This is a genomic window from Variovorax sp. GW823-FHT04F07, from assembly GCF_058795995.1.
Genome location: NZ_JBXAIG010000008.1, coordinates 133,700 through 155,420 on the forward strand (window position 1 = coordinate 133,700; position 21,721 = coordinate 155,420).

Here is a 21,721-nt window from a genome sequence, read left to right on the forward strand (position 1 = left end):
GCCCGCATGACCCAGGAGACGCGCTCCACCTGCCCCTATTGCGGCGTCGGCTGCGGCGTGATCATCGAATCGCAGGGCGACCAGATCACCGGCGTGCGCGGCGACCCCGACCACCCGGCGAACTTCGGCCGCCTGTGCACCAAGGGCTCGACCTTGCACCTCACGGCCAGCGCGACCGTCACGCGCCAGACGCGGCTGCTGCAGCCCCTGCAGCGCCTCGCGCGCAAGGAGGCGCCCGCGCCCGTGGCGTGGGACCACGCGCTCGACCTCGCCGCCGGCAAGTTCGCGCAGGTGGTGCGCGACCACGGCCCCGACGCGGTCGGCTTCTACGTGTCGGGCCAGTTGCTCACCGAGGACTACTACGTCTTCAACAAGCTGGCCAAGGGCTTGGTCGGCACCAACAACATCGACACCAACTCGCGCCTGTGCATGAGCAGCGCCGTGGCCGGCTACAAGCAGACGCTGGGCGCCGACGCGCCGCCGGCCTGCTACGACGACCTGAAGCACGCCGAGTGCCTGTTCATCGTGGGCAGCAACACGGCGTGGGCGCACCCCATTCTTTTCCGCCGCATCGAGGACGCGAAGGCCGCGAACCCGGCGCTGAAGATCGTCGTGGCCGACCCGCGCCGCACCGACACGGTCGAGATCGCCGACCTGTTCCTGCCGATCCAGCCCGGCACCGACGTCATGCTGTTCCACGGCATGCTGCACCTGATGCTGTGGGAAGGCTGGACCGACACCGCCTACATCGCGGCCCGCACCAACGGCTTCGACGCACTCAAGGCCACGGTGCGCGACTGCACGCCCGACACCGTGGCGCAGGTGTGCGGCATTCCGAAGGACGACCTGCTCGCGGCGGCGCGGCTGTTCGCCACCTCGCCCGCCACGCTGAGCCTGTATTGCCAGGGCCTGAACCAGTCGTCCAGCGGCACGGCGAAGAACGCCGCGCTCATCAACCTGCACCTGGCCACGGGCCAGATCGGCAAGCCCGGCGCGGGCCCGTTCTCGCTCACGGGCCAGCCCAATGCGATGGGCGGGCGCGAGGTGGGCGGCCTGGCGAATTTGCTGAGCGCGCACCGCGACCTGGCCAACCCGCAGCACCGCGCCGAAGTGGCCGCGCTGTGGGGCGTGCCCTCGGTGCCCGAGAAGCCCGGCAAGACCGCCGTGGAGATGTTCCAGGCCGCGGCCGACGGCGAGATCCGCGCGCTGTGGATCGCCTGCACCAACCCCGCGCAATCGATGCCCGACCAGGCCACGGTTCGCCGCGCGCTCGAACGCGCCGAGTTCGTCGTGGTGCAGGAAGCCTTCGCCACCACCGCCACCTGCGCCTTCGCCGACCTGCTGCTGCCCGCGACCACCTGGGGCGAGAAGGAAGGCACCGTGACCAACAGCGAGCGCCGCATCTCGCGCGTGCGCCCGGCCGTGCCGGCGCCGGGGCAGGCGCGCAACGACTGGTCGATCGGCGTGGCCTTCGCGCGCCGGCTCGAACAGCAGCTGGGCCGCACCTTCACGCTGTTCCCGTACGAGAGCGCCGAATCGGTCTGGAACGAGCACCGCGAATCCACGCGCGGGCGCGACCTCGACATCACCGGCCTGAGCTACGCGATGCTCGAGAACGCCGGCCCGCAGCAATGGCCGCTGAAGGAAGGCGAGCGCGCCGGTCGCGTGCGCCTGTACGAAGACGGCGTGTTCCCCACGCCCGACGGCCGCGCGCGCTTTGTCGACACGCCCTACAAGCCCGTGGCCGAAGCGCGCGAGGCGCGCTTTCCCTTCTCGCTGAACACCGGCCGGCTGCGCGACCAGTGGCACGGCATGAGCCGCACCGGCACGGTCGGCAAGCTGTTCGGCCACGTGGCCGAGCCCGTGGTGCAGATGAACGCGCAGGACATGGCGCGCCGCCAGATCGCCGAGGGCGACCTGGTGCACCTCACATCGAAGCGTGGCTCGATCCTGCTGCCGGCGCGCGCCAGCGCCGAGATCGGCCTGAGCCAGGCTTTCGTCGCCATGCACTGGGGCGAGGAGTACCTGAGCGGCTGCTCGTCGACTGGCGTGCGTCTCGCGGGCATCAACGCGCTCACCACGCCGGCCTACTGCCCGACCTCGAAGCAACCCGAGCTCAAGCACACGCCCGTGAAGATCCTCAAGGCCGAGCTGCCGTGGTCGCTGCTGGCCATGGCCTGGCTGCCCGCTGGCGACGCGCTCACGGCGCAGCGCGCACTGCAGCCGCTGATGGCGCTGTTCCCCTTCGCCACCTGCGTGCCGTTCGCGAGCAACGCGCAGGGCGAAGAAGAACGCAGCGGCGTGCTCTTTCGCGCCGCCGCGCACGACGCGCCCGATGCCGCGCTGGTCGAAAAAATCGAAGCCCTGCTGGGCCTGCAGACCGCCGACACCCTGCGCTACGCCGACCACCGCCGCGGCCAGCGCCGCGCCGCGCGGCTGGTGCGCCGCGCCGACGGCAGCGCCGGACTCGAGGCCTTCCTGCTGGGCGGCGACACCAGCGCCGAAGCCTGGATCGCCACCCTGCTGCGCGAGGAACTGCCCGCGCAGAGCTACGGCCGCCTGCTGCTGTCGCCGGGCGCCCGCGCGCCGGTGGCCGTGCAGTCGCGCGGCAAGCCGGTGTGCGCCTGCTTCAACGTGACCGACCGCGCCATCGAGGCCAAGCTGCTGCGCTGCACCGGCAGCGCCGACGAGCGGCTGGCGGCGCTGCAGGGGGCGCTGAAGTGCGGCACCAACTGCGGATCGTGCGTGCCGGAGCTCAAGCGCATGGTGCGGGCCACCCCGGCCGAAGCACTGGCCGTGGGGGCATAAGCCGACTCACATTCCGGCATAAGCGTTGCGGGACAATCCGCCTACCCATGGGAATCAGCCACTACATCAAGGAAATCGGCCGCGGCGCGCGGGGCGCCCGTCCGCTCACGCGCGAGCAGGCCTGCGACCTGTTCGGCCAGGTGCTGGACGGCACGGTCACCGACCTGGAGATCGGCGGCTTCTGCCTCGCGATGCGCATCAAGGGCGAAACGCCCGAGGAGATGGCCGGCTTTCTCGACGCCACGCATGCGCGCCTGAACCCCGTGACGACCCGCGGCGGCCCGCTGATCGTGCTGCCCAGCTACAACGGCGCGCGCAAGCTGCCGGTGCTCACGCCGCTCCTGGCGCTGCTGCTGGCGCGCGAAGGCCTGGCGGTGCTGGTGCACGGCAGCGCAAGCGAAACCTCGCGCGTACTGGCATCGAACGTGCTTTCGGCCCTGGACATGCCCCCGATGACCACGCTCACCCCGATCGCCGCCGGCCAGGTGGGCTTTGCCCCGACCGAGCTGCTGAACCCCGCGCTCAAGCGCCTGCTCGACGTGCGCCGCGTGGTCGGCCTGCGCAACCCCGGCCACAGCGTGGTCAAGCTCATGCGCCCGACCACCGGCCCCTGCGTGGTGGTGGCCAGCTACACGCACCCTGAATACGCCCGCACCATGGGCGAGACCTTCGAGCTCACGGGCATGACCGCCCTGCTCTCGCGCGGCCTCGAAGGCGAAGTGGTGTCCGACCCGCGCCGCACCGCGCAGATCGACGGCTTCGTGCGCGGCGTGCGCAGCGAACTCCAGGCCCAGGCCGCCGGCACCGCCGCCGACGTGCCCGGGTTGCCGAAAGAAATCGACGTCGCCACCACGGCCGCCTACACGCGACGCGTGCTGGCCGGCGAGCTTCCCGTGCCCGAAGCCATCGCGACGCAAGTCAGGCACATCACCGAACTGGCCTCCCACGCATGAACACCCCTTCCACCCTCATCACCGGCCGCTGCACGCTGGTGGGTGCCGGCCCCGGCGACCCCGAGCTGCTGACCGTCAAGGCCGTCAAGGCGATCCAGGCCGCCACGGTGCTGCTGGTCGACGACCTCGTGAACGACGCCGTGCTCCAGGCCTATGCCCGGCCCGGCGCGCGCATCGTGCACGTGGGCAAGCGCGGCGGCTGCAAGAGCACGCCGCAGGCGTTCATCGAGCGGCTCATGATCACGGCCGTGCGCGAAGGCGAAACCGTGGTGCGCCTCAAGGGCGGAGACCCGTTCATCTTCGGGCGCGGCGGCGAAGAGGTGGAACACCTGCGCGAGGCCGGCATCGAATGCGCGGTGGTCAACGGCATCACCGCCGGCCTCGCAGCCGTGACTTCGCTCGGCGTACCGCTCACCCACCGCGACCATGCACAGGGTGTGGTGTTCGTCACCGGCCACGCCAAGACCGGCGCCGGCGCGGCCGAAGACCCGACCGACTGGCGCGCGCTGGCCGCCACGGCGCACAACGCCCGCCTCACGCTGGTGATCTACATGGGCGTCTCGGGCGCCGGCCACATCGAGCGCGAGCTGCTGCACGGCCTGCCGGGCGACACGCCCGTGGCCGTGGTGCAGCACGCGAGCCTGCCGCACCAGCGCCACCTCGTGACCACGCTGCAAGGCCTGCAGGCCCGCATCGCCGACGCCGGGCTGGCCAGCCCGGCGGTGATCGTGGTGGGCGACGTGCTGCAGGGGCTGGCTGCAGCCGCGTTGCAGCCGGGCGACGCCGGCCGGTTCGGGACCTAGCGCGCAGCTTCGAGGTGCGTGACGGTCGGCTTGCCCTTCACCACCTCGACATGGAACCGGACCTTGTCGCCGGGCTTGACCTGTTCGAGCATCTGCTTCTCGGCCACATCGAAACCCATCGTCATCGGCGGCATCGCCAGGTTGGGGATGTCGCCGTGCTTCAACACGATCAGGCCGCGGGCCGGGTCGATCTTCTGGACCACGGCATCGGTCAGCATGCCCGGCGCAGACGCCTTCGCGGGCGGCGGCTCGCTCTTCGGCGCCTGGGCCTGGGCGGCACCAGCCAGGCCGGCGATCAGTGCGAAGGCAAGGGGATGGAGAAAGTTCATGAAGTGGCTCCTTGATGAGATGAGGGGTTGGAAACGGCAGACGACAAAGGGGCGCGTCGGCGCAAGAGATACCAGGCCGCGGGCACGACCAGCATGCTCAGCAGCGGCGCGGTGACCATGCCGCCCACCATGGGCGCGGCAATGCGGGTCATCACCTCCGAGCCGGTGCCGCTGCCCCACAAAATGGGCAGCAGGCCGGCCATCACGACGGCCACGGTCATGGCCTTGGGCCGCACGCGCAGCACGGCGCCTTCGCGGATCGCGGCCAGGAGCGTCTCGTCGTTCATCGGCTCGCCGGCATCGAGGCGCCGCGCCAGCGCGTTCTTCAGATAGACCAGCATCACCACGCCGAACTCGGCCGCCACGCCGGCCAGCGCGATGAAGCCGACCGCCGTGGCCACCGAGATCGAATGGCCCAGCGCCCAGATGAGCCAGAAGCCGCCGACGAGCGAGAACGGCACGGCCGCCATCACGAGCGCCGCATCGGTGAACGAGCGGAACAGCAGGTACAGCAGCACGAAGATCACCGCCAGCGTGGCCGGCACGACCAGCTTCAGCCGCTCGGTCGCGCGCGCCAGGTACTCGAACTGGCCGGACCATGACACCGCATAGCCCGCGGGCATCTTCACGGCCTGGTCGACCGCCGCCTGCATGTCGTGGACGGCGGAGCGCAGGTCGCGCCCGCGCACGTCGACGTAGACCCAGCCCGACAGCCGCGCGTTCTCGCTGCGCAGCATCGGCGGGCCGTCTTCGATGGCGATGCGCGCGACGTCGCCGAGCAATAGCTGCGCGCCCTTCTCAGTCACGAAGGGCAGCTGCCGCAGCCGCTCCAGCGAATCGCGGATCTCGCGCGGGTAGCGCACGTTGATCGGATAGCGCTCGCGGCCCTGGATCACTTCGCCCACGTTCTCGCCGCCGATGGCCGTGGACACCACGGCCTGCACATCGGCCACCGAGAGTCCGTAGCGCGCGGCAGCGAGGCGGTCGACATCGACGTCGATGTAGCGCCCGCCGGTGAGCCGCTCCGCCAGCGCCGACGACACGCCGGGCACGCCCTTCACCGCCGCCTCGATCTGCGTGGTGAGCGCATCGATGGTGGCCAGGTCCGCGCCCGCCACCTTGATGCCGACCGGGCTCTTGATGCCCGTGGCCAGCATGTCGATGCGGTTGCGGATGGGCGGCACCCACACGTTGATCAGGCCCGGCACCTTGACGGCGCGGTCCAATTCCTCGATCAGTCGGTCGGGTGTCATGCCGGCGCGCCACTCGCTTCTCGGCTTGAACTGGACCGTGGTCTCGAACATCTCGAGCGGCGCGGGGTCGGTCGCGGTGTCGGCGCGGCCGGCCTTGCCGAACACGCGCGCGACCTCGGGCACGGTCTTGATGAGGCGGTCGGTCTGCTGCAGCAGTTCGGCCGCCTTCGACACCGACAGCCCCGGCAGCGCCGATGGCATGTAGAGCAGGTCGCCCTCGTCCAGCGGCGGCATGAACTCGCCGCCCAGGCGCATCAGCGGGACCACGGTGAGCGCCAGCAGCACCGCGGCGACGGCGAGCGTTCCCTTGGGAAAGCGCAGCACCAGCTCCAGCGCAGGCCGGTACACGGCCATCAGGAAGCGGTTCACGGGGTTGGCGCCTTCGTGCGGAATGCGCCCGCGCACCAGGTAGCCCATGAGCACCGGGATCAGCGTGACAGACAGGCCCGCAGCTGCCGCCATGGCGTAGGTCTTGGTGAAGGCCAGCGGCGAGAACAGCCGCCCTTCCTGCGCCTCGAGCGAGAACACGGGCACGAAGGACAGCGTGATCACCAGCAGCGAGAAGAACAGCGCCGGCCCGACCTCCACCGACGCGTCGGCAACGAGCCGCCATCGCTCCGTCACCGTCGGTTGCCGGCCCTGCGCCGTCTCGAAGGCCTCGATGCGCTTGTGCACGTTCTCGACCATCACGATGGCGCCGTCCACCATCGCGCCGATGGCGATCGCGATGCCGCCCAGCGACATGATGTTGGCGTTGACGCCCTGCCAGTGCATCACGATGAAGGCCGCGAGCACGCCGATCGGCAAGGCCACCACCGCCACCAGCGCCGAGCGCAGATGGAACAGGAAGACCGCGCAGACCAGCGCCACCACGATGAACTCCTCGATCAGCTTGCCGCGCAGGTTGTCGACGGCGCGGTCGATCAGCAGCGAGCGGTCGTAGGTGGGCACGATCTCGACGCCGGCCGGCAGGCCGGGCTTGAGCGCCTCGAGCTTGGCCTTGACGGCCTCGATGGTCGAGCGCGCGTTCTTGCCCGAGCGCATGACGATCACGCCGCCGGCCACCTCGCCTTCGCCGTCGAGTTCGGCGATGCCGCGGCGCATCTCGGGGCCGATCTGGACGGTGGCCACGTCGCGCAGCAGCACCGGCGTGGCGCCCGTCAGGGCCAGCGGGATGGTGCGGAAGTCGTCCAGCGAACGCAGGTAGCCGCGCGAACGCACCATGTACTCGGCCTCGGCAAGTTCGACGACCGAGCCGCCCGAGGCCTGGTTGGCCTTCTGCAGCGCCGCCACGACCGCCTGCTGCGTGATGCCCAGCGCGCGCATGCGATCGGGATCGAGCACCACCTGGTACTGGCGCACCATGCCGCCGATGCTCGCGACCTCGGCCACGTCGGGCACGGTCTTGAGCTCGAACTTGAGGAACCAGTCGTTCAGCGCACGCAGCTGCCCGATGTCGCGCGTGCCCGTGCGGTCGACCAGCGCGTACTCGTAGACCCAGCCCACGCCCGTGGCATCGGGGCCCAGCGAGGCGTTCGCGCCCGCGGGCAGCCTGCCCTGCACCTGGTTCAGGTACTCGACGACGCGCGAGCGCGCCCAGTAGGGATCGGTCTTGTCGTCGAACAGCACGTAGACGAACGAGTCGCCGAAGAACGAGTAGCCGCGCACGGTCTTGGCGCCGGGCACGCTGAGCATGGTGGTGGTCAGCGGGTACGTGACGAGGTCTTCGACCACCTGGGGCGCCTTGCCGGGGAAAGGCGTGCGGATGATGACCTGCGTGTCCGACAGGTCGGGCAGCGCATCGAGCGGCGTGCGCACCACCGACCACCACCCCGCGGCCACCAGGAACAGGGTCGAGATCAGCACCAGGAAGCGGTTGCCGATCGACCAGCGGATGACGGCGGCGATCATCGCTTGGCGCCCTGTGGCATGCGCTGCACGGAGACCAGCTCGTAGCCCGTGGGGCCGCCTTCCTTGAACTCGAAGCGGACCAGGTCGCCGGGCTGGATGTCCGGGAACGCCTCGGGCGTCGCTTTCGCAAAGCCCATCGTCATCGAGGGCCACTTGAGCGTGGCGACAGGGCCGTGCGAGATCGTGAGGCCGTCGGGCGCCACGCTTTCGACCTTGCCTTCGGCCTGGTGCAGCACGGCGGCCGGCGCTGCGGCCGCGGCCGCAGGCGATGCCATGCTGCCCAGCACCGAGCGCAGCCGGGCCTCCGAGTCGATGAGGAACTGGCCGCTGGCCACGACCTGGTCGCCTTCGTTCAGGCCGGAGACGATCTCGGTGTCGTCGCCCAGGTCCGCGCCCAGTGATACGTCGCGCGGCTCGAACGCGCCGTCGGCCTTGCGCACGATGACGACCGCGCGCTTGCCGGTGCGGATCACGGCTTCGGACGGCACGACCAGCCGGGTGCTGGCGGGCCCCGCCACCTGCAGGCGCAGCAGCATGCCGGGCGTGAGCGTGCCGCGCCTGTTGTCCACTTCGAAGCGGGCTTTCAGGGTGCGGGTGGCCGCGCTGACCTCGGGCAGGATCTCGTCGAGCGTGCCGTCGAACGACTGGGCGGCATCGGCCTGGAGCACCGCCCTGACCTTCTGGCCGCGCGCGAGCCGCACGGCCTGCGCTTCCGGAATCTCGGCCACCGCCCAGACCTTCTCCAGGCCCGCGATGCGGAACAGCGTCATGCCGGGCGTGACCGCGACGCCTTCGCGCACGCCCAGCTCGGCCACCACGCCGTCGGACGGCGCGGTGAGCACATAGCGCGCCTGCGCCGTGCCGGTTTCCTCGCTGCGGCGGATGAGCTCGGCGGGGATGGACAGGGCCCGCATGCGATCACGCGCGGCCGCGACGAGGTCGGCGGAAACGCCCGAGCGCTTGAGGGCCAGCCATTCGTTCTGCGGCCCGAGCCATTCAGGCGCGAAGACCGTCGCCAACGCCTGCCCCTTGCGCACGCGCTCCATCGGCGCGCGGACCGACAGGCGCTCGACGTAGCCCGCCACGCGCGTCTGCACGACGACGTTGAGCCGCTCGTCGAACTGCACGGCGCCGACCGCGTCGAAGGACGCGGCGGTTTCCACCCGCCGCACACCGGCATACCGGATGCCGAGGTTCTGCTGGACCGTGGGGCTCACCTGCACGCCGCCTTCGTTGCCCTTGCCGGTGGCGCTGTCGGCGTACATGGGCACCAGCTGCATGTCCATGAAGGGCGACTTGCCGGGCTTGTCGAAGCGCGGGCCCGGCACCATGGGGTCGTGCCAGTAGAGGACCTTGCGGCCGTCAGCGGTGGACGGCATGGTCGCCGACGCCTCCGTGGACGGGGCGGTCGTGCGCCCCAGGTAGAAGGCGCCTGCAGCGAGCAACAGGGCGGCCAGCAACGCTGCGCCGATCGTGCGTGTACGGTTCATGGGGCCCCCTCGGTGGTGAGCGGCCGGAAGGCCAGTTGGACGTGGGTTCTGGCCAGGTCGCGCTGCAGCGTCAGCAGCTTGCGCTGCGCTTCGACTTCGGCATGCCGCGCCTCGAACAGCGTGGCGAGGCTGCCCTGGTTGGAACGGTAGGCCGCCGTTGCGGCCGCCGTTCTCTGGCCGGCCGGAACGACCACGCCCGAGCGGTAGCGGTCGATGCGTTGCTGCAGGCGTTGCGCATCGCTGCGCAGTGCCTGGTACTCGGCGGTCGCGGCCCGGGTGGCTTCGGCCAGGTCGGCCTCGGCTTTCTCGACCAAGGCCAGCTTGGCGGCGGTGTCCCGGTCCTGCCGCTCGCCGGGTGCGATCGGCAGAGGAATGCTCAGACCCACCGACACCATGTCGGCGTAGCCGGTGCGCTGGCCGTAGGCGAGCTCCCAGGTCCAGTTCGGCTTGCGGTTGGACGCGGTGACGGCCGCCGTCTGCCTGGCCACGTCGACATCGCGCTGCATGGCTGCGACCGTGGGGTGCGCGGCCACATAGGCGGCTTCGGAGGGCACGGCGATGGCGCCCGGAGAACGCAGTTCGTCGGGCGGCACGCCGACCCAGCGCTGGAAGGCGACGCTGGCGGCTTCCTGCTGCTGCAGGAGGTCGGCCGTCTCGTCTTCCGCGATGCCTCTGGCGCCGGACAGCGCCAGCACGTCCTGGCTGCTTCCCCCGGCCGATGACAGGCGTGCGCGCGAGGCCTCCAGTTCTTCGTGCGCGTGGTGTTCCATGCGCCGCGCGAGCTTGATGCTCTCGCCAGCGTAGAACGCGTCCACGTACGCGAGCGCGGCCTGCCTGCGGGTGTCGGCCACGGCAGCCTGCACCCGCACCGCCTCCAGGCCGACCGACGCATCGGCGGCGGCCTGCCGCGCGGCGCGCTTGTCGGCGGACAGCCATTCCTGGCTGATGCCGATGCGCTTCATCGTCATCGCATCGCGCGTGGTGTGGAAACGATCTGCGCCCGTCGCGGGCAGGTTGTCGACGCCGATGCGCAACGTGGGGTCGGGAAGCTGCGGGGCCGCGGAGGCCGCCGCCGTGGCACTGGCGACGCCGGCACGGGCGGCGCGGGTGGCTTCGGAACGCCGGGCCGCAAGCTCCAGCGCTGCATCAAGAGATAAGGGGGCCGCCGCCGCTAGGGACGGCAGCAACGCGACAGCCCAGACGGCCGCGCGCGAAAAAGGAAGGGACATGAAAACTCCGCAAACGAACGAGCGAATCGCTGGCAGGCGGACACGCCGCACCAGCACCGGTCAGTCGACGGAGATGTCAGACGCGCAGTCGGCGCGTGGCGAGAAAAACGGGATCGGGCGGTGGATGCTGCCGCTCCGGCACGGCCTGCGGCGGAAGGACATGGCCTTCCGACACCAGCACCAGGGGCATCACCACGAGCTGCACGATGGCCGGCAGCGAAGGCGTGGTCAGCTTCACCGGCTCGAAGGACAGCGACAGGTCGGCGGCATGCTGGAAGCACAGCACCGGCTGGGCCATGTCCATGCCTTCGCAGGGCTCGCCCGACGCCATCATGTCGGCCATCGAACCCGGGCTGTCCGACGCGCCGGGGCAGACATAGCCTGCCAGCGCCAGCTGCGAGAACAGCAGCGACAGGACCACGAAAATCGCGGTCGTGCAGCGACGGAGAGAGCGGCGGGCCATGAGGAGGCGCAGTGTAGCGCCGCCGTCCGGGCGCCGCCTAAAATCCCGCCCGGCCCAACGAACAAGAAGGAAGAGGCAGGGATGCTCGACAAACTCAACGAATTCACCGAAAGCCACGGCGAGCTGCGCCGCGGGCGCGGTCTGGTCACGGGCACCATCGCCTTCAGCCTCGCCGCCCTGTGCTTCCTGGGCGTGCTGGCCTTCCACTTCCCGCAGTACCTGACGACGCCCGAGCTGCGCAAGAGCTACAACGTCGACGTGATGCGCGTCATCCTGCTCACGGCGCTGGTCATCGCGGGCGGGCTCTCGCTGGTCAACATCATCTTCAACCGCTCGCGCTGGCTGTCGTCGGCCGCGTTCCTGCTGGTGGTGGTGTCGGCCCTGCTGGGCGGGCACAAGGTGCCGGTGCACGACTTCGCGGACCACACGCCGTACATCGGGCTCGATTGGTTCATCCTCGACCTGCTGGGCTCGTCGCTGATCTTCATCTTCATCGAGAAGCTCTTTGCGCTGCGCAAGGACCAGCCGGTGTTCCGCGAAGAGTGGCAGACCGACTTTCATCACTTCGTGGTGAACCACATGATCGTGGGCTTCGTGCTGCTGGCCACCAACCTCATGGTGCACAAGCTCTTCGGCTGGGCCGCCAACGACGGCATCCGCGGCTGGGTGAGCAACCTGCCGTTCTGGGCCGGCATCCTGCTGATCATCCTGGTGGCCGACCTCGTGCAGTACTGGACGCACCGCGCCTACCACGAGGTGCCGGTGCTGTGGCGCCTGCACGCCGTGCACCACAGCGTAAAGAGCATGGACTGGATGGCGGGCTCGCGCCAGCACATCCTGGAGCTGCTGATCACGCGCACGCTGGTGCTCGCACCCATCTACGTGCTGGGTTTCAGCAAGGACGTGATCGACGCCTACATCGTGGTGGTCGGTTTCCAGGCGGTGTTCAACCACTGCAACGTGAGCGTGCGGCTGGGCCCGCTGCGCTACCTGATCGTGACGCCCAACTTCCACCACTGGCACCACAGCCAGGACATCGAGGCGCTCGACAAGAACTACGCGGCGCACTACGCCTTCCTCGACTACCTCTTCGGCACCGCGGTGAAGAGCACCAAGCTCTGGCCCGAGAAGTACGGCGTGCTGGGCGACTACGTGCCCAACGGCTTCTTCAAGCAGCTGAAGTTCCCGTTCGTCTGGAAGGGATGACCATGGCCTCCCTTCTTCGCGCCGTGGCGCTCGCCGCGGCGCTGCCGCTCTTGCTCTCGGCCTGCGCCACGCGCATCGAGATGCCTTCCGAAACCTCCGGCCTGCGCCTGCGCGTGCAGAGCTCGGTGATCGCCCCCGGCAACGGCGGCGAGCTGATCGGCGCCGAGGTGCTGGCGCCCGGCGACATCCTGCTGACCTCGATCGCCACGGTGAACTCGTTCGGCATCCGCCTGGGCACCTTCTCGCCGGTGAGCCATGCCGTGCTCTACCTGGGCGACGGCCAGATCGCCGAGGCCGTGGGCACCGGCGTGCGCGCGCGGCCGCTGGCCGAGGTGGTCGACGAAGAGCAGATGGTCGTGGCCTTCCGCGTGCCGGGCCTCGTCGAGGCCGACGTCGAGAAGATGCGCGAGTGGGCGCATTCGCAGGTCGGCACCCGCTACAACACCGCCGGCGTGCTGCTGAACGCGCCCTTCGTGCTGAACCGCCGGCTGTGCGAACTGCCGCTGATTCCCTCGGCCGTCAGCGCGTACTGCATCAGCGGCCTGGCCACGGTGCAACTGGGCGCCAGCCGCAACGACCAGTTCTTCTGCTCCCAGTTCGTGCTGGAGGCCTACCGCCAGGCCGGCGTGCCGATCACCGACGCCGACCCGCGCTGGGTGAGCCCGGCCGACCTGCTCCACATGCGCGAGGGCGACGTGCCCTCGATCGCCGCCACGCAGCCGCTGCGCTACGTGGGCCACCTCAAATACAACCCGCCGCCGGTGCTGGCGGCGGACGGACCCGCTTGAGCTCTTCTCCTTCCTCTTCTTCCTTTGACGTCGTTGTCGTCGGTGCCGGCGCCGCCGGTCTCTTGTGCGCCGCACTGGCGGGCCAGCGCGGCCTGCGCGTGCTGCTGGTCGACCACAGCGAGAAGGTCGGCGAAAAGATCCGCATCTCGGGCGGCGGTCGCGCCAACTTCACCAACCGCGACCTCGACGTGCGCGCCCCGCAGCGCCATTTCGTCGGCGACAACCCGAATTTCTGCCGCTCGGCGCTGTCGCGCTACGCGCCGCAGCAGTTCATCGACATGGTGCAGCGCCACGGCATCGCGTACCACGAGAAGCACAAGGGGCAGCTGTTCTGCGACGGCTCCTCGCAGCAGCTCGTCGACATGCTGCTGGCCGAGTGCGCCGCCGGCAACGTCGAACGCTGGCAGCCGTGCAAGCTCGGCGACATTGCCTTTGTCGACGGGCGCTACCAAATCAGTAGCACGCGCGGACCGATCGACGCGCCCAAGCTCGTGGTGGCCACCGGCGGCCTGTCGATTCCCCAAATTGGTGCGAGCGACTTCGGCTACCGGCTCGCCGAGCAGTTCGGCCTGCGGCTGGTCACGCCCCGCCCGGCGCTGGTGCCGCTGACCTTCGGCGGCGACGCCTGGGCACCCTACGCCGGCCTGGCCGGGCTGGCGCTGCCGGTGCGCATCGAGACCGGCGGCAAGAAAGACAAGATGGCCTTCCTGGAAGACCTGCTGTTCACCCACCGCGGCCTGTCGGGCCCGGCGGTGCTGCAGATCTCGAGCTACTGGAAGCCCGGCGCCCCGCTGACGCTCGACTTCGCACCCGGCATGGACGTGGCCGAGTCGCTGTCCGACGCCAAGCGGCGCTCGAAGAAACGCATCGCCAACGAGCTGGCCGCGCTGGTGCCCTCGCGCCTGGCCGACGCCTGGGTGGGCGAAGACCCGGCCCTGCAGCGCCCGGTCAACGAAGCCACCGACAAGGCGCTGGCGGCGCTGTCCGAGCGCATCGCCCGCTGGCAGATCACCCCCAGCGGCACCGAGGGCTACAAGAAGGCCGAGGTGACGGCGGGCGGCGTCGACACCCGCGACTTGTCGTCCCAGACCATGGAATCGAAGCAGCCGGGCCTGTATTTCATCGGCGAAGTGGTCGATGTGACCGGCTGGTTGGGCGGATACAACTTCCAATGGGCGTGGGCGAGCGCACATGCGTGCGCAACCGCGCTATAATCGCGGGCTAACTCTGGCCTTCCCTCAACGGCCGCAAAAAGTTTTCAGTTGAGGAACCCCGGCTTGGGGCCTCGATCTCCCCCGGCCAAATCCATTTCAACGATTCATCAATGACCACCATCCGCGTTAAAGAAAACGAGCCCTTCGACGTCGCCCTGCGCCGCTTCAAGCGCACCATCGAAAAGCTCGGCCTGCTGACCGACCTGCGCGCCCGCGAGTTCTACGAGAAGCCGACGGCCGAGCGCAAGCGCAAGAAGGCAGCTGCGGTCAAGCGCCACTACAAGCGCGTGCGCAGCATGCAGCTCCCCAAGAAGCTGTACTAAGCAACGCCCAGGGCGGCTGGCCCCGACGAAAGTCCTCGCCAGCGCCCCGTTGCACCAGCCGCGCCAGGGAAACCTGCCGCGGCTTTTGTTTTTTCCGAAAGGTTGCGAAGAATGACTCTCAAAGAACAAATCACCGAAGACATGAAGACGGCGATGCGCGCCAAGGACTCGGAGCGCCTGGCCACCATCCGCCTGCTGCTCGCCGCCATGAAGCAGAAGGAAGTCGACGAGCGCGTGGAGCTGGACGACGCCATGGTCGTAGCCATCGTCGACAAGATGGTCAAGCAGCGCAAGGACTCGATCGCCGCGTTCACCACGGGTGGCCGCGCCGATCTGGCCGACAAGGAAGCCGCCGAGATCAAGGTGCTCGAGGTCTACCTGCCCCAGCGCATGAGCGCCGATGAAACGGCCGCCGCGGTGAAGGCCATCGTGGCCGAACTGGGCGCCTCGGGCCCCGGCGACATGGGCAAGGTGATGGGCGTGGTCAAGACCCGCCTGGCCGGCAAGGCCGACATGGGCCAGGTCAGCGCCGCGGTCAAGGCCGCCCTCACGGGCGCCTGAGGCGGCCACCGCCATGAAGAACGGCAGCAGCAGCCCGCTCGGCGCCGCCCCCGTCGCGACGATCCCGAAGGCCTGCGCCTGCCTGGTCGATGCGCAGGGCCGGCTGCTGGTGTTCCGCCATCCCGAAGACGGCAACATGCAGCTGCCCAAAGGCACCATCGAGCCCGGCGAGTCGCCCGAAGCGGCCGTGCGGCGCGAGCTGCTCGAAGAGTCGGGCCTGGTGTTCGCCGGCCGGCTCGAATCGCTGGGCACGCTGGAGCGCGAATGCGAAGCCGGCGTCGAAGGCAACACGCACCGCCATCCGCAGCGCTGGCACATCTTCCTGATGCGCGACCACCGCGCCCTGCCCGAGACCTTCGAGCACATGGCCACGGGCAGCCCGGAAGAAGAAGGCCTGGTGTTCTCGTTCCGCTGGCTCGAGGCCGACGCGGCCATCGAGGACTTCGCCCTGCCCTACCGCCAGACCATCGAGCGCGTGCGCGCGGCCCTGCTGGCCGCCAGCTGACCGATCACGGGATCAGGCGGACATGACGGCGCGCAGCGCCATGTACGCCCCCAACAGCGCCAGCCCGATCAGGAAGCAGCGCCGGAACACGGCCACCGGCAGCCGCTGCCGCAACCAGGTGCCCAGCACCATGCCGCCGACGGCCGGCACCAGCATCGCCAACGACCCGCCCAGCACCGCCGCCGGGTAGCTTCCGTTGGCCGCCAGCCCCAGGGCCAGCACCATGGTCGAGGTGGTGAACGAGATGCCCATCGCCTGGATCAGCGCATCGCGCTGGAAACCCAGCGCCTGCAGGTACGGCACGGCCGGCACCGCGAACACGCCGGTCACGGAGGTCACCAGCCCCGTCGCGGCGCCCACCACGGGACCCAGCCAGCGCGCCCGTGCGTCGCTCACGTGCAGCTGCCGCCCCGTCAGCCCCCACAACGCATAGATCACCAGCGCCACGCCCAGCGCCAGCGAGGCCCAGGCCCCGGCCGGTACGCCCAGCCACCACGCCCCGGCGAGCGTGCCCGCCACGACACCGGCCTGCATGCGACCGATGCGGCGGAACACCGCGCCGAAGCTGGCGCGCGGTCCGGTCTGCCAGAGGTTGGTGACCAGCGACGGCACGATCAGCAGCGCCGCCGCCTGCGCGGGCGACATCCACAGCGCGAGCAGCGCCATCGCCACGGTCGGCAGGCCCAGGCCGATCACGCCCTTGATCAGGCCGGCCAGCAGGAACACCGCGGCAGCCGCCGCCCACAGGCCCATCGCGTCATTGGAGATCGTCATCGCCGCGGAGTCTGCCGACCGGCGCCTTCACTGGAAATGCGGCTTTCGCGCAGCCAGCCTCAGGCACAGGCTGAGGCTGGCGTGCTACCTTGCGGCCCACCATGCGATTCGATCTGACCGACCTGCGGCTCTTTCTCCACGTCGTCGAAGCCGGCAGCCTCACGGCCGGCGCCGGCCGCTCGCACATGACGCTGGCCTCGGCCAGCCAGCGCGTGCGCGGCATGGAAGACGCCCTCGGCACGCCGCTGCTCACGCGCCATGCGCAGGGCGTGCGCCCCACCGAGGCCGGGCGCACGCTGCTGCACCATGCGCGCGTCGTGCTGCAGCAGATGGAGCGGCTGCGCGGCGAACTCGGCGAGTACGGCCAGGGCCTCAAGGGCCACGTGCGCTTCATGTGCGGCACCTCGGCGCTCACCGAGCACCTGCCCGAGGTGCTGAGCCGCTTCCTGGCCGAGCATCCGCGCATCTCGGTCGACCTCGAGGAACGCGCCAGCCCCGACACCGTGGAGGCCCTGCGCAGCGGTCTGTGCGACATCGGCATCGTCTCCGACGCCATCGACAGCGACGGCCTCGAATGCCACCCCTTCCGCCGCGACGACCTCGTGCTCGTGATGCCGCGCGGCCACTCGCTGTCCGGCCGGCGGCGCGTGCACCTGGCCGAGGTGGTCGACAGCGAGTTCGTCGGCCTGCCCGCCGACAGCGCGCTGCAGCAGCTGATCACCGGGCACGTGCGCGCGCTCGCCAGGCACCTGGCCTACCGCGTGCGCGTGCGCAACTTCGAGGCCGTGTGCCGCATGGTCGAGTACGGCATCGGCGTGGGCATCGTGCCGCAGACCGCGGCCGAGCGCTGCGCCCGTTCGATGAAGATCGCGCGCGCCTCGCTGGCCGATCCGTGGGCCGAGCGCACGCTGATGGCCTGCGTGCGCTCGTCTGAAGATCTGCCACTGAATGCGCGGCGCATGCTCGACTACCTCACCGCGCCACCACCGCCGCCGGCGGACGCTACGCGGAAGTGACCGGCCGCCCCTGCCGTGCACGCGCCGCGACGAAGGCCTCGAAGGCCTCGCGGCTGGTCTTGCGCGGCACGTAGCCGAACTGGGTCTTCAGCGCGGTGTTCAGCAGCACCGGCCGGTAGCGCAGGAAGTCGAGCTGCTCGGGCCCGTAGCGGCTCACACCCAAGGCCGAGCCCGCGGCCAGCGCCGCCTGCAGCACGCCGGCCGGCCAGGCGATGGCGCGCTTGCCCAGGCGCGCGGCAATCTCGTGGATCGTGAGCGCGCCGTCGCCCGCGAGGTTGTAGCAACCGGGCGGCGCGCCGCCGAGCGCATGGGCGATGGCGCCGGTCACGTCCTCGTCCCACACGAACACGAAGGGGCTGTCGCTGCCGCGGATGGCGATCAGCCGCTTCTTCTCGAACAGCGCCGTGATCTGGTTGTCGACGCGCTCGCCGAGGATGGTGCCGATGCGCAGCACCGTCTGCGCCAGCGCGGGGTGCTGCCTGCGGCAGTCGGCCAGCATCTCTTCCACCTGCCGCTTGTGGTCGGCATAGGCGAACACCGGGTTGCCGCGCAGCGGCTGCGACTCGGTGATCCAGGCCGGGTTGTCCGCGTGGTAGCCGTAGGCCGCCCCACTGGACGACACCACGATGTGCCCCACGCCGCATGCCACGCAGGCGTCGAGCACGTTGCGCGTGCCGCCCACGTCGACCGAATGCTCGAAGGCGCGGTTCGAGTCCTTGCCGGGCGTGACGATGGACGCGAGGTGCACCACCGTGTCGATCGCGTGCTCGGCGAGCACGTCGGCGATGCCGTCGTCGCGCACGTCCTGCTGCAGGTAGGCCACGCCGGGCAGCCGCCGCTCCGTGGGCACCTCGCGCACGTCGAGTGCCACCAGCGTTTCGAAGGTGCCCTGTGCGGCCAATGCCGCGAGCACGCTGCGCCCGAGAAAACCATCACCGCCCGTCACCAGCACGCGCCGCGCGGACGCCTTCCAGACCTCGCTCATGGCGTCGCAGGCTTGCGCCCCCACCAGCTCGCCAGCGCCAGGCCCGCGATGATGTCCCAGAAGCCCCACACGCCGGCCACCACGGCCATGCCGCCGAGCCCACCGAAGAAGCTGAAGATCAGCACCAGCCCGAGCCCCGCGTTGCGGATGCCGACTTCGATGGCCACCGCGCGCCGGTCGTAGTCGCCCAGCCCCGAAAGCCGCGCGCACAGGTAGCCGGTGCCGAAGGCCAGCGCGTCGTGGATCACCACGGCCATCAGCACCAGTCCCACGTAGTCGAGGAAGTAGCGCCAGTTGCCCGCGATGGCGCCGACGATGAAGGCGATCAGCGCCAGGAAGCTCAGGATGCGCGCCGGCTTCTTGATGCGCGCCGTGAGCCCCGGCAGCTTGTGCGCGCAGGCCACGCCCAGCACGAAGGGAATGCCGATGATCATCACGATGTGGCCCAGCATGTCGAAGGGGTCGAGCGCGATGGTCTTGAGCAGCACCGAGGCCGTGGGATGCAGGCCGCCCCAGAACGCGAAGTTCAGCGGCATCACCACGATCGACAGCGCATTCGAGATGGCTGTCATCGACACCGACAGCGCCACGTTGCCGCCCGCGCGGTGCGTGAGGATCTGCGAGATGTTGCCCGGCGGGCAGCAGGCCACGAGGATCATGCCCAGCGCGATGCTTGGGCCCGGCTGCAGGATCAGCGTGAGCACGAAGGTCACGGCCGGCAGCACCACGAACTGCGCGCCGATGCCCACCGCCATCGCACCGGGCATGCGCGCCACGCGCTTGAAGTCATCGATGCGCGTGTCCAGCGCAATGCCGAACATCAGGAAGCCCAGCACCACGTTGAGCAGCACCAGCGAGGCCGGGTTGAAGTGCAGGCGGATCTCGTCGACAGGCAGCATGCGCGGAACCCCTTGTAGAAAGACGATCAGTCAGCCAATGCGGCAGCGGCCTGGCGCACGGCCGCGCGGTAGGTGTCCTTGTGCACGTAGTAAGCCATGCGCTCCAGCTGCAGGTACTTGAAGCCGCCCGACAGGTCGGGCGGCGGCCCCTGCACCGCCGTGCGCAGCGCCACGGCCTTGGGCGAGCCCGCCGCCTGCGCGCGGAAGTAGCGCGCCAGCAGCTCGGCCTGCTCGTAGCGCCCCTGCCAGCCGATGCCGCTCGCCTCGATCATGCCGAGCACACCCAGCGTCTCGAAGCGCGGCGAAAAGATGTTGAGGTACAGGCGCGGCGCCATGCCTTGCCAGTTGAGCAGCTCGCGGTCGATGAACGGATAGTGCAGCGCATAGCCCGTGGCCGTGAGGATCAGGTCGTAGTCGCGCGCGCTGCCGTCCTTGAAATGCACGGTGCGCCCGGCGAGCCGCGCGATGTCGGCGCGCACGCCGATGTCGCCATGGCCCACGTGGTGCAGCACCAGCGAGTTCACCACCGGGTGCGACTCGTACATCTTGTAGTCGGGCTTGGGAAAGCCGAAGCGCACCGGGTCGCCGGTGAACCACTGCAGCACGGTGGCGTCGACCTTCTGCTTGAGCCACGGCGGCAGCGGGCGCTTTCCGCCCAGCGTGTCGGCCGGCTTGCCGAACACGTACTTGGGCACGAAGTAGTAGCCGCGCCGCACCGAGATGTCGACGCTGTGCGCATAGTGCACCGCATCGACCGCGATGTCGCAGCCCGAGTTGCCCGCGCCGACGATCAGCACGCGCTTGTCCTTGAACAGTTCCGCGTGCTTGTAGCTGCTGGTGTGCAGCAGCTCGCCGTCGAAGTGGCCTTCGAACTGCGGGTGCTTGGGCTCGGAGAGCGTGCCGTTGGCGATCACCACGCCCTTGTACTCGTCGGTCTCCACGGTGCCATCGGGCGCCTCGACGCTGACGCGCCAGCGCGTGTCGGGCGCGTCGCTCACCGGCTCCACACGCAGCACGCGCGTGCCGAAGCGGAAGTGCGCACGCAGGCCGAAGCGGTCGGCAAAGTCACTGAAGTAGCGGCGCAGCTCGCGGTGGCTCGGGTAGTCGGCCACGGTGTCGGCCATCGGGAATTCGGCGAACTCGGTCGTGCGCTTGCTCGAGATCAGGTGCGCCGAGTGGTAGACCGTGGAGCGCGGGTTGTCGATGTCCCAGAGGCCGCCCACGTCGCCGTGCGCCTCGAAGCCCTGGAACGGAACGCCGAGCTTCTGCAGATTGCGGGCGCCCGCCAGGCCCGAGGGCCCAGCGCCGATGAGGGCGATCTGTTCGTGCGTCGGAACGGTGGCGGCGGCAGCGGAAGACGTCATCGGCGAGGAGGTTCTTTCTGGGAATTCAGGCCGGGGATGGCGGTGGCGCCCGCCTCGCCCACGCGCGGCTTGCGCGGCTGCCCACGCAGGAGGCGGTCGTGCAGCGGCGCGGGCAACAGGCCGAGTGCTCTCGACAGCCAGCCGATGCGCCGCGGCAGCACGATCTTTTCGCGCCGGGCCGCCAGGCCCGCCAGCAGCTGGCGCGCCGCCGCGTCGGCTTCGAGCAGCCCCGGCATCGCGAAGCGGTTGCCGGCCGTGAGCGCCGTGCGGATGTAGCCCGGGCTCACCGTGTGCACCGTGAGCCCCGTGCCGCGCAGCTCGGCGCGCAGGCTTTCGAGATAGCGGATCAGGCCGCCCTTGCTCGCGCAATAGGCGCCGTTGCCCGGCATGCCGTGCCAGCCCGCGATGCTGGCCACGCCCACGAGCGCGCCGCGGCCCTCTGCGCGCATCGGCTGCACGAAGGGCTGGAAGGTGGTGGCCGCGCCGAGCAGGTTGATCTCGAGCATGCGGCGGAACACGGCCAGGTCGTCGGCCTCGGCGGTGTCGTAGCCGCCCGCCACGCCCGCGTTGGCGATCACGAGGTCGGGCGGGCCGAAGCGCTGCATCCAGTCGGCCGCCATCGCCTGCATGGCGGAGCTGTCGGACACGTCGGGCGTGTAGGCCTTGCAGCGCCCGTCACCTTGGGCAGCGAGCGCCGTGAGGCGTGCGGTGTCGAGCCCCACCAGTGCCACGCGCGCACCGCCATCGATCAGCGCACGCGCCAGCGCCTGCCCCAGGCCGCCGCAGGCACCGGTGAGAACGACATTGCGAAACGGCAAGAGCATGGGCAAGGAAGCGCGCAAGGCTG

The 21,721-nt window shown here is 70.1% G+C and carries 20 protein-coding genes; 10 read left to right on the forward strand and 10 right to left on the reverse strand.

Annotated features, from left to right (window positions below; genetic code table 11):
- Positions 1 to 6: 6 nt before the first annotated feature.
- Genes AC1RAA_RS28075 through cobA form a run of 3 tightly spaced genes read left to right on the forward strand, consistent with a single transcriptional unit; the run spans position 7 to position 4,564 of the window.
- Entirely contained in the window at positions 7 to 2,808 is a 2,802-nt protein-coding gene (locus AC1RAA_RS28075; protein ID WP_492727743.1) for a nitrate reductase, read from the forward strand.
- Between the two features lie 47 nt (positions 2,809 to 2,855).
- Positions 2,856 to 3,761, forward strand: coding sequence for a DNA-binding protein YbiB (gene ybiB, locus AC1RAA_RS28080; protein WP_369629497.1), 906 nt, complete (start codon positions 2,856 to 2,858; stop codon positions 3,759 to 3,761).
- Entirely contained in the window at positions 3,758 to 4,564 is an 807-nt protein-coding gene (cobA, locus tag AC1RAA_RS28085) for a uroporphyrinogen-III C-methyltransferase (protein ID WP_095746075.1), read from the forward strand. The genes ybiB and cobA overlap by 4 nt, the downstream gene beginning before the upstream one ends.
- On the opposite strand, the gene AC1RAA_RS28090 is transcribed toward cobA, so the two are convergent.
- From AC1RAA_RS28090 to AC1RAA_RS28110, 5 genes are all read right to left on the reverse strand, one after another.
- Positions 4,561 to 4,893 carry a copper-binding protein gene (locus tag AC1RAA_RS28090; protein ID WP_062476537.1) on the reverse strand — a complete coding sequence of 111 codons (333 nt, stop codon included), beginning with the start codon at positions 4,891 to 4,893 and terminating at the stop codon, positions 4,561 to 4,563. The two genes, cobA and AC1RAA_RS28090, sit on opposite strands and share 4 nt — an antisense overlap.
- Positions 4,890 to 8,057, reverse strand: a complete 3,168-nt coding sequence (locus tag AC1RAA_RS28095; RefSeq protein ID WP_492727744.1) for an efflux RND transporter permease subunit — start codon at positions 8,055 to 8,057, stop codon at positions 4,890 to 4,892. Before AC1RAA_RS28095 ends, AC1RAA_RS28090 begins: the two co-directional genes overlap by 4 nt.
- On the reverse strand, positions 8,054 to 9,547 hold the full coding sequence (locus tag AC1RAA_RS28100; RefSeq protein ID WP_492727745.1) for an efflux RND transporter periplasmic adaptor subunit: 1,494 nt from the start codon (positions 9,545 to 9,547) through the stop codon (positions 8,054 to 8,056). Before AC1RAA_RS28100 ends, AC1RAA_RS28095 begins: the two co-directional genes overlap by 4 nt.
- Positions 9,544 to 10,776 carry a TolC family protein gene (locus tag AC1RAA_RS28105; RefSeq protein WP_492727746.1) on the reverse strand — a complete coding sequence of 411 codons (1,233 nt, stop codon included), beginning with the start codon at positions 10,774 to 10,776 and terminating at the stop codon, positions 9,544 to 9,546. The genes AC1RAA_RS28100 and AC1RAA_RS28105 overlap by 4 nt, the downstream gene beginning before the upstream one ends.
- 76 nt (positions 10,777 to 10,852) lie before the next feature.
- The gene (locus AC1RAA_RS28110; RefSeq protein ID WP_369646411.1) at positions 10,853 to 11,239 is read right to left on the reverse strand and encodes a hypothetical protein; all 387 of its coding nucleotides are present in this window, start codon (positions 11,237 to 11,239) and stop codon (positions 10,853 to 10,855) included.
- An 81-nt stretch (positions 11,240 to 11,320) separates the two neighbouring features.
- Here AC1RAA_RS28110 and AC1RAA_RS28115 point away from each other — a divergent pair, with 81 nt between their 5' ends.
- The 6 genes from AC1RAA_RS28115 (at position 11,321) to AC1RAA_RS28140 (ending at position 15,836) form a co-directional block, all read left to right on the forward strand.
- The gene (locus AC1RAA_RS28115) at positions 11,321 to 12,445 is read left to right on the forward strand and encodes a sterol desaturase family protein (protein WP_159276074.1); all 1,125 of its coding nucleotides are present in this window, start codon (positions 11,321 to 11,323) and stop codon (positions 12,443 to 12,445) included.
- A 2-nt stretch (positions 12,446 to 12,447) separates the two neighbouring features.
- Positions 12,448 to 13,233 carry a YaeF family permuted papain-like enzyme gene (locus AC1RAA_RS28120; protein WP_159276073.1) on the forward strand — a complete coding sequence of 262 codons (786 nt, stop codon included), beginning with the start codon at positions 12,448 to 12,450 and terminating at the stop codon, positions 13,231 to 13,233.
- On the forward strand, positions 13,230 to 14,447 hold the full coding sequence (locus AC1RAA_RS28125) for a BaiN/RdsA family NAD(P)/FAD-dependent oxidoreductase (RefSeq protein ID WP_492727747.1): 1,218 nt from the start codon (positions 13,230 to 13,232) through the stop codon (positions 14,445 to 14,447). Before AC1RAA_RS28120 ends, AC1RAA_RS28125 begins: the two co-directional genes overlap by 4 nt.
- 110 nt (positions 14,448 to 14,557) lie before the next feature.
- Positions 14,558 to 14,770, forward strand: coding sequence for a 30S ribosomal protein S21 (gene rpsU, locus AC1RAA_RS28130; protein WP_007833691.1), 213 nt, complete (start codon positions 14,558 to 14,560; stop codon positions 14,768 to 14,770).
- A 111-nt stretch (positions 14,771 to 14,881) separates the two neighbouring features.
- Positions 14,882 to 15,331, forward strand: a complete 450-nt coding sequence (locus tag AC1RAA_RS28135) for a GatB/YqeY domain-containing protein (protein WP_062476513.1) — start codon at positions 14,882 to 14,884, stop codon at positions 15,329 to 15,331.
- Positions 15,332 to 15,344: 13 nt separating this feature from the next.
- On the forward strand, positions 15,345 to 15,836 hold the full coding sequence (locus AC1RAA_RS28140; RefSeq protein WP_062476510.1) for an NUDIX domain-containing protein: 492 nt from the start codon (positions 15,345 to 15,347) through the stop codon (positions 15,834 to 15,836).
- A 12-nt stretch (positions 15,837 to 15,848) separates the two neighbouring features.
- Here AC1RAA_RS28140 and AC1RAA_RS28145 read toward each other — a convergent pair whose 3' ends face one another.
- The gene (locus AC1RAA_RS28145) at positions 15,849 to 16,610 is read right to left on the reverse strand and encodes a sulfite exporter TauE/SafE family protein (protein ID WP_492727748.1); all 762 of its coding nucleotides are present in this window, start codon (positions 16,608 to 16,610) and stop codon (positions 15,849 to 15,851) included.
- Between the two features lie 101 nt (positions 16,611 to 16,711).
- Between AC1RAA_RS28145 and AC1RAA_RS28150 the strand changes: the two genes are divergently transcribed.
- Entirely contained in the window at positions 16,712 to 17,626 is a 915-nt protein-coding gene (locus AC1RAA_RS28150; RefSeq protein WP_492727749.1) for a LysR family transcriptional regulator, read from the forward strand.
- Here AC1RAA_RS28150 and AC1RAA_RS28155 read toward each other — a convergent pair.
- Genes AC1RAA_RS28155 through AC1RAA_RS28170 form a run of 4 tightly spaced genes read right to left on the reverse strand, consistent with a single transcriptional unit; the run spans position 17,613 to position 21,698 of the window.
- Positions 17,613 to 18,611: an SDR family oxidoreductase gene (locus tag AC1RAA_RS28155; protein ID WP_492727750.1), complete on the reverse strand. Its 999-nt coding sequence runs from the start codon at positions 18,609 to 18,611 to the stop codon at positions 17,613 to 17,615. The two genes, AC1RAA_RS28150 and AC1RAA_RS28155, sit on opposite strands and share 14 nt — an antisense overlap.
- Positions 18,608 to 19,510 carry a bile acid:sodium symporter family protein gene (locus tag AC1RAA_RS28160; protein ID WP_095746086.1) on the reverse strand — a complete coding sequence of 301 codons (903 nt, stop codon included), beginning with the start codon at positions 19,508 to 19,510 and terminating at the stop codon, positions 18,608 to 18,610. Before AC1RAA_RS28160 ends, AC1RAA_RS28155 begins: the two co-directional genes overlap by 4 nt.
- A 26-nt stretch (positions 19,511 to 19,536) precedes the next feature.
- Entirely contained in the window at positions 19,537 to 20,874 is a 1,338-nt protein-coding gene (locus AC1RAA_RS28165) for a flavin-containing monooxygenase (RefSeq protein WP_492727751.1), read from the reverse strand.
- Positions 20,871 to 21,698, reverse strand: coding sequence for an SDR family oxidoreductase (locus AC1RAA_RS28170; protein ID WP_492727752.1), 828 nt, complete (start codon positions 21,696 to 21,698; stop codon positions 20,871 to 20,873). Before AC1RAA_RS28170 ends, AC1RAA_RS28165 begins: the two co-directional genes overlap by 4 nt.
- Between the last annotated feature and the right edge of the window lie 23 nt (positions 21,699 to 21,721).

Bases quoted from the DNA above. Each gene is read 5' to 3' on its own strand.
- cobA (WP_095746075.1), top strand. From the start codon at position 3,758: ATGAACACCCCTTCCACCCTCATCACCGGCCGCTGCACGCTGGTGGGT.
- AC1RAA_RS28165 (WP_492727751.1), bottom strand. From the start codon at position 20,874: ATGACGTCTTCCGCTGCCGCCGCCACCGTTCCGACGCACGAACAGATC.
- AC1RAA_RS28135 (WP_062476513.1), top strand. From the start codon at position 14,882: ATGACTCTCAAAGAACAAATCACCGAAGACATGAAGACGGCGATGCGC.
- AC1RAA_RS28095 (WP_492727744.1), bottom strand. From the start codon at position 8,057: ATGATCGCCGCCGTCATCCGCTGGTCGATCGGCAACCGCTTCCTGGTG.
- AC1RAA_RS28075 (WP_492727743.1), top strand. From the start codon at position 7: ATGACCCAGGAGACGCGCTCCACCTGCCCCTATTGCGGCGTCGGCTGC.
- AC1RAA_RS28170 (WP_492727752.1), bottom strand. From the start codon at position 21,698: ATGCTCTTGCCGTTTCGCAATGTCGTTCTCACCGGTGCCTGCGGCGGC.
- AC1RAA_RS28100 (WP_492727745.1), bottom strand. From the start codon at position 9,547: ATGAACCGTACACGCACGATCGGCGCAGCGTTGCTGGCCGCCCTGTTG.
- rpsU (WP_007833691.1), top strand. From the start codon at position 14,558: ATGACCACCATCCGCGTTAAAGAAAACGAGCCCTTCGACGTCGCCCTG.
- AC1RAA_RS28145 (WP_492727748.1), bottom strand. From the start codon at position 16,610: ATGACGATCTCCAATGACGCGATGGGCCTGTGGGCGGCGGCTGCCGCG.
- AC1RAA_RS28140 (WP_062476510.1), top strand. From the start codon at position 15,345: ATGAAGAACGGCAGCAGCAGCCCGCTCGGCGCCGCCCCCGTCGCGACG.
- AC1RAA_RS28105 (WP_492727746.1), bottom strand. From the start codon at position 10,776: ATGTCCCTTCCTTTTTCGCGCGCGGCCGTCTGGGCTGTCGCGTTGCTG.
- AC1RAA_RS28120 (WP_159276073.1), top strand. From the start codon at position 12,448: ATGGCCTCCCTTCTTCGCGCCGTGGCGCTCGCCGCGGCGCTGCCGCTC.
- AC1RAA_RS28160 (WP_095746086.1), bottom strand. From the start codon at position 19,510: ATGCTGCCTGTCGACGAGATCCGCCTGCACTTCAACCCGGCCTCGCTG.
- AC1RAA_RS28090 (WP_062476537.1), bottom strand. From the start codon at position 4,893: ATGAACTTTCTCCATCCCCTTGCCTTCGCACTGATCGCCGGCCTGGCT.
- AC1RAA_RS28110 (WP_369646411.1), bottom strand. From the start codon at position 11,239: ATGGCCCGCCGCTCTCTCCGTCGCTGCACGACCGCGATTTTCGTGGTC.
- ybiB (WP_369629497.1), top strand. From the start codon at position 2,856: ATGGGAATCAGCCACTACATCAAGGAAATCGGCCGCGGCGCGCGGGGC.
- AC1RAA_RS28150 (WP_492727749.1), top strand. From the start codon at position 16,712: ATGCGATTCGATCTGACCGACCTGCGGCTCTTTCTCCACGTCGTCGAA.
- AC1RAA_RS28155 (WP_492727750.1), bottom strand. From the start codon at position 18,611: ATGAGCGAGGTCTGGAAGGCGTCCGCGCGGCGCGTGCTGGTGACGGGC.
- AC1RAA_RS28115 (WP_159276074.1), top strand. From the start codon at position 11,321: ATGCTCGACAAACTCAACGAATTCACCGAAAGCCACGGCGAGCTGCGC.